Below are 12,923 nucleotides of genomic sequence, written 5' to 3' on the forward strand. Positions count from 1 at the left end.
GGAGCATCCGGCATTACCACCCGTTCCAGGAGCTATTCCGGAGCATGGGGCAGGTTGGTCACGCATTACTCACCCGTTCGCCACTCTCACCCCGGCCGAAACCAGGGATCCCGTTCGACTTGCATGTGTTAAGCACGCCGCCAGCGTTCATCCTGAGCCAGAATCGAACCCTCCACAAAAAAACTTCATGGAAAAACATCCGAAAGATGACTCCAAAAACAAAATTGACGTCACCCCTTTATAAGGAAAAGAGGTACGCACGAAAAACCCTGTCCCGAATCAACCAACCAAGGACCCACCAGGAAAACCCCGACAGGCTCGGAACAGACTGGCAATCAAAAAACGACTCTAAAAAGTAGTACAAACACGCTCTTGAGTTCTCAAACCACCACCACACTCTCACCTCGCAGCTCTTCAGGAGAAGAACCACTCGCTGAGCGGCAGCAAGAGATAAACTTACACGAGCATGTCGATTTGCGCAAATCAGGGCGCACAAGAACCCTAGGAACCGTTGCAATGACGCGGTTCCTTCGGCGTGTCGCAAACAGCCTCACATCGCTGTTCTGTTATCAGAATATCCCGTATCGGATCACGATTCAGTTACACATTCATCTATTCACCGGAGTGTCGCGGAAATTCACCCCTGATTCAACTTTCCAATCCGCATCATCGACTGATCTATATCTTTGCTGTCTCGGCCAGCGTCATTACGCACAGCAGATACCTATAGAAATGCTAATAGTTCATCTCTCTAATAATTGAGGACTTCGGTTTTGCATCTCTCCCCCAGTCAGCTACGCTGACAGCCCGTCCTGCAAGTATGGACGCGCTCCACGCGGCATCCTGCTGGCTCGCCTGTCGGCTCGCACGTTGCCTACAAACAGCTCCGCTGTTTGCTTCACGGCAACGTCCCGTCAGAGGGGCCAGCAATCAGGGACGCGTTCCGCGCGCTGCCTGCTAATTCGTACGCTGCCTACAAACAGCTCCGCTGTCTGCCTCACAGCAACATCCCATCAGAGCCACCGCTGTCTGCTCAGAGGCAACGGTCAGTCAAAGGGACAATGCCACTCAAACAAATGCAAGACAGACCACCGGCCAGCGGTATCAGCTGTATTCAGCTACATCTGCCAGTCATAGCCATGCAATAGAAAAAGGGGACTTCCCATAGTGGGAAGTCCCCTTTCAGTAGCTATCGAGCTGCGCTAGCCTCAGGCCAGGGTGTTCGGATCGACCGGAACGCCCGGGTTCATCGTGGAGGTGATGGTCGCCTTGGTCATGTAGCGGCCCTTCACAGTGGCAGGCTTGAGACGCTTGACCTCGTCGGCCACGGCCTTGAAGTTCTCGTCCAGAGCGGACTCTTCGAAGCTCATCTTGCCGATGAGGAAGGAGAGGTTGCCGTTCTTGTCGACGCGGAACTCGATCTTGCCGCCCTTGATGTCCTTGACAGCCTTGGTGACATCCATGGTCACGGTGCCGGTCTTCGGGTTCGGCATCAGGCCACGCGGGCCGAGCACACGACCCAGACGGCCGACCTTGCCCATCATGTCCGGAGTGGCAACCACGGCGTCGAAGTCGAGGAAGCCGTCCTGAACCTTGGCGATCAGGTCGTCATCACCGACGATGTCGGCGCCGGCCTCGGTGGCCTCGGTGGCCTTCGGGCCACGGGCGAACACGAGAACCTTGGCGGTCTTACCAGTGCCGTGAGGCAGGTTGACGGTGCCACGCACGAGCTGGTCGGCCTTGCGCGGGTCAACGTTCAGACGAAACACAGCCTCGACGGTCTGGTCGAAGTTGTAGGAGGGCATGCTCTTGAGCAGAGCGATGGCCTCATTGGCGGTGTAGAGGTTGTTGCGATCGACGCGCTCAGCGGCTTCGCGGTACTTCTTGGAACGCTTTACCATCTGTCCTTCTCCTTATCAGTCCGTAACCGTGATGCCCATCGAGCGAGCGGTGCCCTCGATGATCTTCATGCCGGCCTCGATGTCGCGAGCAGACAGATCTTCCATCTTGATCTCGGCGATTTCGCGGACCTGCGCCTTGGTGACAGAGCCGACCTTGTGGGTCAGCGGGTTCTCGGTGCCCTTTTCGATGCCAGCGGCCTTGAGCAGCAGAGCTGCAGCCGGCGGGGTCTTGAGAACGAAGGTGAAGGAACGATCCTCGTAAACGGTGATCTCGACAGGGATGACCTGACCCATCTTGTCCTGCGTCTGGGCATTGTATGCCTTGCAGAAGTCCATGATGTTCACGCCATGGGAACCCAGAGCCGGGCCCAGCGGCGGGGCCGGGTTGGCCTTGCCAGCCTGAATCTGGAGCTTGATCAGCGCCGAGACTTTCTTCTTGGGAGCCATAATATGGTTCTTCTTTCTATAACGCGGTTCAAACGGTGGCCGCATACGGTCCCCTGCAACTCATCGCACACAGTCTTGACTCATTTTTTATCCGTGTGTGATTGAGACTGCCGGCGCCGAACCGGTCTCCTCCCGCAACTTATATTGCTGTGCTGTGCTAGCGGGTCTTCCCTCCAGACACAACTTTCTTATTATGCGAGTCCAATTGGACAACACGCCGACCACGCGACAGGACACAACATACGCTGTTGTATGACTACCCCTCAGTCGGCTCCGCCGACAGCTCGTCCTGCAATTATGGACGCGCTACGCACGGCATCCTGTTGGCTCGCCTGTCGGCTCGCACGTTGCCTACGGACAGCTCCGCTGTCTGCTTCACGGCAACGTCCTGACAAGGGGAGCCGCACAATCGAATGGCCATCCAGCGACTAGACCACCAAACACACAATGTGGCCTATGACCGCAACATCATCCATCGCAAGATTGCAATGAACGCAAAAGAGCCCGACCGTAGTCGGGCTCTTGACAAAGCGTCAGTCGAGCTTCTTGACCTGGTGGAAGCCCAGCTCCACCGGCGTATCACGGCCGAAGATGGACACCAGAACCGTAAGCTTCTGAGTGGTGGGCTCGACGTCAGAAACAACAGCTTCCATCGTGGAGAACGGCCCATCGGTGACAGTGACCTGATCGCCGACAGCGTAGGAGACCTCGACCTTGCGCTTCTTGGCTGCAGCAGGCTTGTCGCCAGCAGCCTTGAGCGCCTCGGAGGCAATCATCGGGGCCATCATCTGGACGACTTCCTTGCGGGACAACGGTGCCGGGTCCTTGGTCGGACCAACGAAACCGGTAACACCCTCAGTCTCACGGACGATACGGCGAGCGTTTTCATCAGGCCACATGCGAATCAGCACATAGCCGGGAACGCGCACGCGGGTGATGACCTTCTTGCCCTTCTCGGTGTGCTTCTCGACCTCTTCCATCGGAACTTCGACCTGGAAAATCTGATCTTCCATGCCGAACGAAGCCACACGGGATTCGATGTTGGTCTTCACGCGCTTCTCATAGCCGGAGTAGGTGTGCAGCACATACCACTTGCCATCAAGGGAACGCAGGGACTTGGAAAACTCATCGACCGCACGCTGGCCGGCATCGGTGCTTTCGGCCTCTTCGGACTCGTTGACCTCGGTCTCCTCGTCATCATCCAGCGAAACGGAACCAGAAGTCTCGGAAGAAGCCGCCGGAGCTGCATCAGCAACCGCAGCATCGTCCGCAACGGTCTCCGCGGTCTCGGCAGGAGCCTCAGCAACAGCAGCCTCGGCGGTAGCCTCAGTCGCAGCAGATGCTTCATCAGCTACTGAAGACTCAGCGTCAGACTCGTGGTTCGCGAGCACTGCGTCGAGGTTATCGAGATTCAGTTCATCACTCATGCGTGTGTTTCACCTTAGGTTGTTGGGAATCAGCCAAACAGCCACAGCACGAGCTTGCCCAGACCGAAGTCCATGCCCGTGACCAGGGCCATCAGCAGCAGCACGAAGATGAACACAGCCAGAGACCAGAAGAACAGTTCCTTGGCAGTAGGAGTAACGACCTTGCGAAGCTCGTCGACGATCTGCTTGATGAACAGACCGATACGCATGAAGACATTCGGCTTGACTGCCTTTTCACTGTTGCTCGTCTTAGCCATTTTGTACCTCGCGTCAGCTGCTAGTTTTTTGAGAAACTTGGCAGGGAAGGCGGGACTCGAACCCACAACCTACGGTTTTGGAGACCGTTGCGCTACCAATTGCGCCACTTCCCTAGGTGTATCCACCTCAGCGTTGCGTTACGAGGAACGCTTCGCCACGGCGAAAACCGCCAAGACGACATATTAACGACTGGGGTGGATTAAGGCAAATCGCGTGTCGCGTCCGATCAGCGATACTCGACGAACGCCTTCATGCGCCTCATGCCTTCGGCCAGATAGTCGTCTGCCAAGGCGTAGGAGAAGCGGAGGTAGCCGGGAGCGCCGAACGCCTCACCCGGCACAGCAGCCACATGGGCCTCATCCAAGAGAGCCGAGGCAAAGTCAGCGGACGTCTTGGCGACGGTACCCTGCGGTCCGAGCGGCTTGCCGAGCAGCGCGGTGACATCGGCGAACGCATAGAACGCACCGGTCGGCGTCGGGCAATACACGCCTTCGATATCGTTCAGCGCAGCCACAATCGCCTTGCGCCGCGCATCAAACGCCTTGCGCATCTCATGCACTTCATCCAAGGGACCGGCCACGGCAGCCAGCGCGGCACGCTGGGAGACATTGGCCACATTGGAGGTCATATGCCCCTGCAGTTTGGTGGCAGCCTTCGCGATCTCCACCGGAGCGACCATCCAGCCGACGCGCCAGCCCGGCATGGCGTAGGTCTTAGCCACACCGTTGAGCACCAGCAGCTGATCGCGGCATTCGGGCACCACAGCACCGACGTAGGTCGTATGCGCATCGTCATAGTTCAGGTGCTCGTAGATCTCGTCGGAGATGATCCAGATGTGATGCTCGACCGCCCAACGGCCGATGGCCTTCACAGTCCCCGGCTTCCACACGGCACCGGTGGGGTTGTTCGGCGAATTCACGATGATGGCCTTGGTGCGCTCGGTACGCGCGGCCTCCAACGCATCCAGAGACGGCTCGAAGTTCACATCAGCGCCGGCGAACACTTCGACCGGCACGCCGCCGGCCAGTTTGACGGCTTCCGGATAGCTGGTCCAATACGGAGTAGGAATGATGACCTCATCCCCCGGATTCAGCAGAATCTGGAAGGATTCGTACACGGCCTGCTTGCCGCCGTTGGTGACCACCACCTGATCGGCACCGACCTCGTAACCGGAATCACGCAGCACCTTGGCCGCGATGGCCTCGCGCAGCTCCGGCAGGCCGGGGGTCGGAGTGTACTTGTAGTTCTTCGGGTCGAGGCACGCATCCGCAGCGGCCTTCACCACGTTGGCGGGAGTCGGGAAATTCGGCTCGCCGGCGCCAAAACCAATGACGTCCAAGCCCGCAGCCTTCATCGCCTTCGCCTTGGAATCAACGGCAAGGGTGGCGCTCGGCGCCACGGTGTTTATACGGTCGGAAAGAGTTTGCCAATCAGCCATAGTCATGGTTCTCACGATAGACCGAACGTGCGATGTTGGAAAGGTCATGGCATAAGTTATTGCTCTGTCAAACCAACATTTCCATATGTCTGCGTACTACCCCTCAGTCGACTTCGTCGACAGCTCGTCCTGCAATTATGGATGTGCTGCGCACACGGCCAACTGGCTCGCCTGTCGGCCGTGTGCGTCGCCTGCAAACAGCTCTGCCATTTGCGTCCTGACAGGGGAGGCCGAAGACGTCCGGCTGGAATGACCCGATGTCCTGCCAACAGCTCCCCTGACAAGGGGAGCCGAAAGACAATGTCGAAGTTGGATTAGCAGAACCATCATTTGGGGGATGACTGGTGGTGCAATAGAGAGGAACAGTGGCGCAAGGGGTCGGGAGCAGCTATGAGCAAGCATGATGGGTCACACGACGGTTCGCATATTGCCGACGAGCCGGCTACATCGCATCGCGCACACCAAACAAGCCAGCATGGCGGACACGGGGAACTTCGTCGGTATGGGCAGCATGCCAGCCGCCGCTCCATAGCGCTGCTCGCGGCACGTCGTATCCGGCGTCGCATGGTCATCGCGATCGCCGCAATCACGGCGCTGATCGTGGCGGTCGCGGTGGTGTTCGGCGTAGCTCGCTCCACACGGGTGCAGCTGATCGGGCCAGGCAAGGCACCCAACGGCTTCGACCAACCGGCGGCCGCCGTGCCTTCGCATACCGCCCTCGACCGTCAGGCTGTGCCCGGCCTCGACCCGGGAGACATCGTCATCGGCGTCAATGGCAGCAGCACCACCTATGTGCTCAAGGGCGAGTCATACGTGGAGGGAGGCGCACACGCCATAGAGCCGAAGGATGGGGTGCTGACCGAGCGCATCACCATCAGCGGCACCGTGGACACCACTACGCCCGGCGACTATACCGTGCAGTATGTAGTGCATGATTCCACCGGCCACACGGCAGTCGCGACCCGCACTGTCACCGTGGTGGACACGATGGACAAGCAGACCGACGGTGTTCCGGTGCTCATGTACCACTATGTGTACGACCCTGCGACCACCCCGGCAAGCGAGGTCGACGCGAACTGGATTTCGACCACGTCGCTTGAGCAGCAATTGCAGTATCTGACGCAGAATGCCTTCTACTACCCGTCCTGGGCCGAGGTGCGCGCGTTCATCGACGGCACGCACAGCCTGCCCAAGCACAGCATCGTGCTGTCGTTCGACGACGGCGAGCCGCATTTCTTCCAGCACGGGCCGGCGTTGATGGCCAAATACCGGACTCCAGCCACCTCGTTCATCATCGCGTCAGACGGCAACGTACCGCAGCGGATGGCGCAATACGCCACCCCGTATCTTGAGTACGAGTCGCATTCCTACGACATGCATCGCGCCGGAGGCACCGTGGGCCACGGCGGACGCATCAGCGCGATGAGTCATCAGGAAATCGTGGACGATATCAAGCAATCAGCGCAGATCACCGGATCGCTGCAGGCGTTCGCCTACCCATTCGGCGACACCACGCCGGACGCGCAGGCTGCAGTCAAGGATGCCGGCGTGCCGCTGGCGTTCACCACGGAATACGGTTGGGCGAAGATCGGCGGCGACCCCACCGCGCTGCCCCGCGTGCGCATCCAAGGCACAGAATCATTGGACGCGTTCATCGGCGCGATTCAGTGACGCGGTACCGGACCGCACCGGCACCACCACCTACACCAGCACCAGATTGTCGCGATGCACCAGCGGATGCGCGTATTCGGGGCCGAGGAAGCGCTTGAGCTGGGCGGTGTTGCGGCCCAGCATCTGCGGAATCTCCTCGGAGTCGAACCCTGCGAGGCCGCGCGCCAGATGTTCGCCGGCCTCGTTGTCGATCCACACCGGATCGCCAGCGGAGAACGCACCCTTGGCTTCCAATGCGCCAGCCGCAAGCAGCGAGGCCCGGCCGCCGCGAATCGCCTTGGCGGCACCGGCATCGACCACGATCGTGCCGCGCGGGTCGGCGGCGAAACCGATCCACAGACGGCGTGACGAACCACGGGCCTTGACCGGCGCGAACACCGTGCCGACCGGGTCGCCCATCATCGCCGGGCCGGCGTTCGCGGCGCAGGTCAGTACCGTCGGAATACCGGATACTGCGGCCACACGGGCTGCTTCCAGTTTGGTGACCATGCCGCCGGTACCGACTTTGGACCCCGAACCGGAGACCGTGATATCGTCCAAGGCATCGATCACATTGGCACATATTCCACGCGATGCGAGCCGGCTGGGGGAAGGCGGTGCGGTGTAGAGCGCGTCCACATCGGTGAGCAATACCAACGCCTCGGCGCGCACCAGATTGGCGATCAGCGCGGAAAGGCGGTCATTGTCACCGAATCGGATCTCATTGGACGCCAGCGAATCGTTCTCGTTGATGATCGGTACCACGCCGAGATCCAGCAATCGGCTGAGCGTGCGCTGCACATTGCGGTATTGCGTGGCGCGAATCGTATCCTCGGCGGTGATCAGAATCTGCCCCACGCGGATGCCGAACCGGCCGAACGCGGTCTCATAGCGCGCCATCAGCAGTCCCTGGCCGACCGCGGCCGTGGCCTGCTGGGTGGCCACGTCGGCAGGCCGTTCCTCGAAGCCGAGCGGGCCGAAACCGGCGGCGATGGCACCGGAGGACACCAGTACCACGCGACCGCCCATCAATCGCACCTGAGCCAAGGCAGCGGCCAAAGCGTCGAGTTTGGCGGGGTCAAGGTGGCCACTCGGCTGGGTGAGTGAACTGGAGCCCACTTTGACCACGATGGTGCCGGCTTCGGCGATCCTGCGACGAACTTCAGTCTGGCTTGGCGTGCTCATGACTACTCTTCGTCCGCGTCTTCGTCCACGTCTCCGCCGCGGCCAAACAGGCTGGTCTCGTCGTGGCGATCGTCATCGATGGACGGGTCGGCCCAGTGGCCGGCCTCGCGTTCGGCGCGCATCGCCTCGCGGACGGCAGCACGGGCATCCATCATCTCGTGGTACTGAGCGCGACGCTCGGCGTTGGAGCGGCGACGGCCACCCGGATTGAGCTCCTGCAGTCGCAGATCCTTGCCTCGTGCGCCCAAGTTGGAGCCATCGAGGTTCTCGGCACCGGCGGAGATGGTCGGATCCCAGTCGAATTCGACCATATTCGCGCCACGTCCGATACGGATCTCGTCGCCCGGATGAGCGCCCTTGCGGCGCAGTTCATCCTCCACGCCGAGCTTGGCCAGACGGTCGGCCAGATAGCCGACGGCCTCGTCGTTGTCGAAGTTGGTCTGCATCACCCAGCGTTCGGGCTTGGTGCCGCGCACTTCGTAGAAGAACTCGCCGTCGCCCAGCTCGCGGCGCTCGACGGTGAAATCGGCTGGAGTGCCGTTCTTGCCGGTACGACGCTGGTTTCGGCCGTTGGCCAGCGGGTTGATGACCACGCGGGCCTCTTCTTCGGCCTGTTCGCGGTTGGCGACCTCCTCGCGCATTTCCTTGACCAGTCCGGACAGCGCGAAGTTCAGCTCCTTCAGCCCCTCGTGCGAGGCGGTGGAGATTTCGAACACCTTCAGGCCGAGCTTCTCGAACTCCGGCTTGACGAAATCGGCAAGCTCGCGGGCCTCCGGCACATCGATCTTGTTGAGGATGATGATGCGCGGGCGTTCGGGAATCGGAATCGCACCCAGCGGCAGCTCGAGCTTGGCGGCGTACTTGGCAAGCTCGTTCTCGAGCGCGTGGTAGTCGCTCATCGGGTCACGGTCGGGCTCGAGGGTGGCGCAATCAATCACATGCGCGATGATCTCCGTGCGCTCGATATGACGCAGGAATTCGAGACCCAGGCCCTTGCCTTCGGATGCGCCCGGAATCAGACCCGGCACGTCGGCGATGGTGTATCGCGAATCGCCCGCGATGACCACGCCGAGGTTCGGCACCAGCGTGGTGAACGGGTAGTCGGCGATCTTCGGCTTGGCTGAGCTCATCGCGGCGATCAGGCTGGACTTGCCCGCCGAGGGGAAGCCGACCAGCGCCACGTCGGCGATGGATTTGAGCTCGAGGATGATGTCGCGCTCTTCGCCGGGCTCGCCGAGCAGAGCGAAACCGGGGGCGCGGCGGGTCTTGTTCGCCAGTGCGATATTGCCCAGGCCGCCGGCACCTCCCCTGGCTGCGACGAAGCGGTCACCCTCGTGGCGCAGATCGGCGAGCTGTTCGCCCGGATGCTTCGACTTGCCCTGTTCGCCACGAGCTTCAAAGATCACCGTGCCGCAAGGAACCGGCAGAATCAGGTCGTCGCCCTTGGAGCCGTCCTTGTTGTCGCCCAGGCCCATCGTGCCGCTGCCGGCGGTGCGATGAGGCACGAAACGGTAGTCCAACAAGCTGGTGGCGTTGCGCGTGGCCTCAAAGATAACGGAGCCACCGTCGCCGCCATTGCCGCCGTTCGGGCCGGCCAACGGCTTGAATTTCTCACGGCGGATGCCTGCCGAACCGTTGCCGCCGTCGCCGCCCTTGACATGGACGGTCACTCTATCCACAAAATCACTCATAATATTCCACTCTACCGATTGGGGTTGATGGACTGTTTTCTGTGCACCATAGGAAGGGGCGTGGCGGAACTGGGGACAGCGCCAGTCTTATCCCGTTGTGATAACATTGGGAATAGAATCAAGGAGGAATCATGACAGCAACAGCCGAAACCAGAATCAATTTCCGTACGGACCCAGAAACCAAGGAAGCAGCGACCCGCGTCTTCGACACTCTGGGCATCGACATGTCCACCGCGTTGAACATGTTCCTCAAGCAGACGGTGAGGAACCAGGCACTGCCCTTCACTCCCAGCGTTGACACCACGGCGAACATGGAAGCTCGTCGTCAGGCATTCGCACGCGAAGGACGTCGCTTCGACACCGTCGACGAGCTGAGGAGCTTCTATGGCGATTGAGGAAATCATCGCTACAACCATCTTCGACAAGGACATCAAGGCACTTCGCAAGAAGCACACTCCACTGGCTCCACTATGGGATGCAGTGGACGCCATAGTCGCAGACGACAAGAATCTGCTCTCCAGCAAATACAAGGACCATGCGTTGACCGGCCAGTGGACAGGATTCCGCGAACTGCACATCAAAGGCGACTGGCTGCTTGTTTACCGAATCGACGGCAACGGATTGACCTTGGTGCTGACTCGTACCAGCACCCATGACGTGCTGTATTCTGCACGCACGACAGGCAAGGACATCGACGCCTACCGCCGCGACGAAGGTCACACCATCAGCAAGCACTGAGCCCCAGAACGTCGACTGGATCCCGTAATCGCGTTGGCGGTTTCACCCAACAGTGCGAATCATACTGACATCGGAATCCAGACCAAAGCGGCTCATGGAGTCCGCAGACGCGCATAGCGGAGCAAGCATGAGCTGAATCACTGCACAATTCGCTCTATTTCGGTATGAGAAGGCCGCACTGCGCGTTTGGGTTGTGCAGTGCGGCTTGTGAAGGGCATGGAGGGCGTGGATTCCATGCGGATGGGATCCACGGCGGTTCCGCCCTATAACCGATATGGCCCGGGCTCAGCCACGGCGACGGACGGCCAGGACGATGCCGGCCACGGCGGCCAACACCAGGACCGCCACACCCACGAGCGCCACGTCGGAACCGGTATCCGGCAGCGGCTGCTTCGCGGCGGGCTTCCTGCCCGCAGTCGCATCCGTATTGCCCGGCGTGGACGGCGCCGGCTTCTCCTGGGCCGCCTTCACCTCGAACGAATCCCACACCAGGGGCAGGGAAGCGTCATACGGCTTGAACACGATCCGATGCACGCCAGCAGGAAGACCCGCCGGCAGCGCCACCCCGAGCGTGCCCTCATCCGACACGGTCGCGCCCACAGCCAGAACCGTCGGAGTCGAATACACGTACACGTCACCGGTCCGGCCCGCATAGCCGGCAGGCAGGCGCAGCGTCACCTTCGCGCCCGGAGCGACCGCGCCCAAGCCAATCAGGCCGTCATCGCGCGTGTCCCCGGTCAGATCCCTGTCGGCATCCGGCGCCACCGACTTCACCCGCACCACACGGGACACGGTCGCCGTATTGCCAGCCTTGTCCTTGACCGTGTACGTCAGCGTCGTCTCGCCAGGCTCGGACGTATCCACCGCGGACGGGGAGACCGTGACAGCGGAAGTCACATCACCATCACGATCATCCCTCGCAGTCACACCAGCCAACGGATCGAACACAACACCCTGATCAACCGTCACATCAGACACACCAGCAAACACCGGAGCAACCGTATCAGGCGCAGGAGCCACACTACGATCCAACGCAATGTCACCGATCTTTATCGGAGACGTGTCCCAATTGAGGAAGAACACATACACGGTGAAGTACTTGACTTCGGAGTTCGCGTACGCGGCGTCAACGAACTTGGACAGGTCGGCGTCATCAAGAGTGCCGCTGCCCAAGGAGAACGGCTCCGAATCCCCATTCGCGTCAACATAGAAGCGGTTGTAATAGTTGGCATACCAATTGTTCCCGAACGGCCCTTCACCAGCCATGGTTCCGTCAGGACCCATGCAGGATTGGTCATAGGTATTATCCTTCGCGGGCTCCCCGCAAGCTGCGATGTACAGACCGCCACGGAAGGTGCCACTCCAGCCCGTAGACGTAATCGTCAGGTTCTTGAAATCGGACTTGCGCACCTTCGTTTGCTGAAGCTGAACCTTGTCGTACTGCCCGGAAGTTTGCCTTTGCCATTGCGCATACAGCACCCCACCCTCGGGATACTTCACCTTGCCGTTGGCCAACTTAGGGGCCTGCTCGACAACGACCTTGTTAAAGGTGCTGGAGTCACGGCCAAAGTTGCGCCTGAACCTGTACCAGTCGCCAGTGCCGTCGGCCTTGGTGTTCCAACCATAGAAGTCGCGACCGTAGTCAAGCGTATCCGCATAATCAGAATCACCGGTGGTATCCAGATCCGGCGTCCAGGCATCACCATCACGAACGCCCCTGATGGCATCCTTGACATAGAACATATCCCGACCCCAGACCAGCTTCACGTCGCCGCTGGCGTTGTCGGCGGCATCGGCGGTGGCGGTGGCCACCATGCCGGTCAGCAGCATCGCCAAGGCGGCCAACACACCAACCAGACGCAGCCACAGTGGTTTCACGCCGCCCCTCATCACACTATCGCGACCCTTCATCGCACCCTCAATTCTCCTAGAGAAACAATCGCCCACAAACCACCCGGCGACTCACCAAACAACGCTACCGAGGGGGGTGTTCCTATGTTTTTGTCAACCTTGTGAGGGGTTGTTGTGTCGTGTCGGGGTTGGTTGTGGTGGGCGTGCTTCGCCTTGGCCTTGGCGGTCGGCTGCCGTGGCCTGTGTCGGTTGGTTTCATGCGGCGAGGGTTTGTTCCTGGTAGAGGGTGCCGTTCTTGAGCATGCTGTAGATCACGTCGCAGCGGCGTCGGGCGAGG

Annotated in this window: 11 protein-coding genes, 1 tRNA gene and 1 rRNA gene; 3 read left to right on the plus strand and 10 right to left on the minus strand. The window is 60.4% G+C overall.

Translation table 11 applies throughout. The features are described from left to right. From BREU_RS07830 to BREU_RS07860, 7 genes are all read right to left on the minus strand, one after another. Positions 1 to 179 (minus strand): 16S ribosomal RNA (locus BREU_RS07830); the annotation flags it as partial. Positions 180 to 1,208: 1,029 nt separating this feature from the next. Further along, on the minus strand, positions 1,209 to 1,901 hold the full coding sequence (gene rplA, locus BREU_RS07835) for a 50S ribosomal protein L1 (protein ID WP_044090639.1): 693 nt from the start codon (positions 1,899 to 1,901) through the stop codon (positions 1,209 to 1,211). A 15-nt stretch (positions 1,902 to 1,916) separates the two neighbouring features. Beyond that, complete coding sequence (rplK, locus tag BREU_RS07840; RefSeq protein WP_044090640.1) at positions 1,917 to 2,348, minus strand: 50S ribosomal protein L11; 432 nt, start codon at positions 2,346 to 2,348, stop codon at positions 1,917 to 1,919. A 533-nt stretch (positions 2,349 to 2,881) separates the two neighbouring features. Beyond that, positions 2,882 to 3,775, minus strand: a complete 894-nt coding sequence (nusG, locus tag BREU_RS07845; protein ID WP_044090641.1) for a transcription termination/antitermination protein NusG — start codon at positions 3,773 to 3,775, stop codon at positions 2,882 to 2,884. Between the two features lie 29 nt (positions 3,776 to 3,804). Then, positions 3,805 to 4,032 (minus strand): preprotein translocase subunit SecE, encoded by a 228-nt coding sequence (gene secE / locus BREU_RS07850; protein WP_044090642.1) that lies wholly within the window; start codon positions 4,030 to 4,032, stop codon positions 3,805 to 3,807. A gap of 38 nt (positions 4,033 to 4,070) precedes the next feature. Then, positions 4,071 to 4,146, minus strand: a tRNA-Trp gene (locus BREU_RS07855). Positions 4,147 to 4,259: 113 nt separating this feature from the next. After that, positions 4,260 to 5,471 (minus strand): pyridoxal phosphate-dependent aminotransferase, encoded by a 1,212-nt coding sequence (locus BREU_RS07860; protein WP_044090643.1) that lies wholly within the window; start codon positions 5,469 to 5,471, stop codon positions 4,260 to 4,262. 390 nt (positions 5,472 to 5,861) lie between these two features. On the opposite strand from BREU_RS07860, the gene BREU_RS07865 reads away from it, so the two are divergent. Then, the gene (locus BREU_RS07865) at positions 5,862 to 7,142 is read left to right on the plus strand and encodes an immunoglobulin-like domain-containing protein (RefSeq protein WP_081886617.1); all 1,281 of its coding nucleotides are present in this window, start codon (positions 5,862 to 5,864) and stop codon (positions 7,140 to 7,142) included. 30 nt (positions 7,143 to 7,172) lie between these two features. On the opposite strand, the gene proB is transcribed toward BREU_RS07865, so the two are convergent. Then, positions 7,173 to 8,306, minus strand: coding sequence for a glutamate 5-kinase (gene proB / locus BREU_RS07870; protein ID WP_044095894.1), 1,134 nt, complete (start codon positions 8,304 to 8,306; stop codon positions 7,173 to 7,175). 2 nt (positions 8,307 to 8,308) lie between these two features. After that, positions 8,309 to 9,997 (minus strand): GTPase ObgE, encoded by a 1,689-nt coding sequence (obgE, locus tag BREU_RS07875; RefSeq protein WP_044090645.1) that lies wholly within the window; start codon positions 9,995 to 9,997, stop codon positions 8,309 to 8,311. A 131-nt stretch (positions 9,998 to 10,128) separates the two neighbouring features. On the opposite strand from obgE, the gene BREU_RS07880 reads away from it, so the two are divergent. Next, positions 10,129 to 10,392 (plus strand): type II toxin-antitoxin system RelB/DinJ family antitoxin, encoded by a 264-nt coding sequence (locus BREU_RS07880; protein WP_044090646.1) that lies wholly within the window; start codon positions 10,129 to 10,131, stop codon positions 10,390 to 10,392. After that, positions 10,382 to 10,735: a type II toxin-antitoxin system RelE/ParE family toxin gene (locus BREU_RS07885; RefSeq protein WP_044090647.1), complete on the plus strand. Its 354-nt coding sequence runs from the start codon at positions 10,382 to 10,384 to the stop codon at positions 10,733 to 10,735. The genes BREU_RS07880 and BREU_RS07885 overlap by 11 nt, the downstream gene beginning before the upstream one ends. Positions 10,736 to 11,020: 285 nt before the next feature. On the opposite strand, the gene BREU_RS12395 is transcribed toward BREU_RS07885, so the two are convergent. Next, on the minus strand, positions 11,021 to 12,646 hold the full coding sequence (locus BREU_RS12395; RefSeq protein WP_052382079.1) for an immunoglobulin-like domain-containing protein: 1,626 nt from the start codon (positions 12,644 to 12,646) through the stop codon (positions 11,021 to 11,023). Positions 12,647 to 12,923 lie beyond the last annotated feature (277 nt).

The sequence above is a fragment of the Bifidobacterium reuteri DSM 23975 genome, assembly GCF_000741695.1.
GTDB classification, from domain to species: domain Bacteria; phylum Actinomycetota; class Actinomycetes; order Actinomycetales; family Bifidobacteriaceae; genus Bifidobacterium; species Bifidobacterium reuteri.

What these genes read in the sequence shown, in the direction of transcription:
- rplA (WP_044090639.1), bottom strand. Translation starts at nt 1,901, where the DNA reads ATGGTAAAGCGTTCCAAGAAGTACCGCGAAGCCGCTGAGCGCGTCGAT.
- rplK (WP_044090640.1), bottom strand. Translation starts at nt 2,348, where the DNA reads ATGGCTCCCAAGAAGAAAGTCTCGGCGCTGATCAAGCTCCAGATTCAG.
- nusG (WP_044090641.1), bottom strand. Translation starts at nt 3,775, where the DNA reads ATGAGTGATGAACTGAATCTCGATAACCTCGACGCAGTGCTCGCGAAC.
- secE (WP_044090642.1), bottom strand. Translation starts at nt 4,032, where the DNA reads ATGGCTAAGACGAGCAACAGTGAAAAGGCAGTCAAGCCGAATGTCTTC.
- BREU_RS07860 (WP_044090643.1), bottom strand. Translation starts at nt 5,471, where the DNA reads ATGGCTGATTGGCAAACTCTTTCCGACCGTATAAACACCGTGGCGCCG.
- BREU_RS07865 (WP_081886617.1), top strand. Translation starts at nt 5,862, where the DNA reads ATGAGCAAGCATGATGGGTCACACGACGGTTCGCATATTGCCGACGAG.
- proB (WP_044095894.1), bottom strand. Translation starts at nt 8,306, where the DNA reads ATGAGCACGCCAAGCCAGACTGAAGTTCGTCGCAGGATCGCCGAAGCC.
- obgE (WP_044090645.1), bottom strand. Translation starts at nt 9,997, where the DNA reads ATGAGTGATTTTGTGGATAGAGTGACCGTCCATGTCAAGGGCGGCGAC.
- BREU_RS07880 (WP_044090646.1), top strand. Translation starts at nt 10,129, where the DNA reads ATGACAGCAACAGCCGAAACCAGAATCAATTTCCGTACGGACCCAGAA.
- BREU_RS07885 (WP_044090647.1), top strand. Translation starts at nt 10,382, where the DNA reads ATGGCGATTGAGGAAATCATCGCTACAACCATCTTCGACAAGGACATC.
- BREU_RS12395 (WP_052382079.1), bottom strand. Translation starts at nt 12,646, where the DNA reads ATGAAGGGTCGCGATAGTGTGATGAGGGGCGGCGTGAAACCACTGTGG.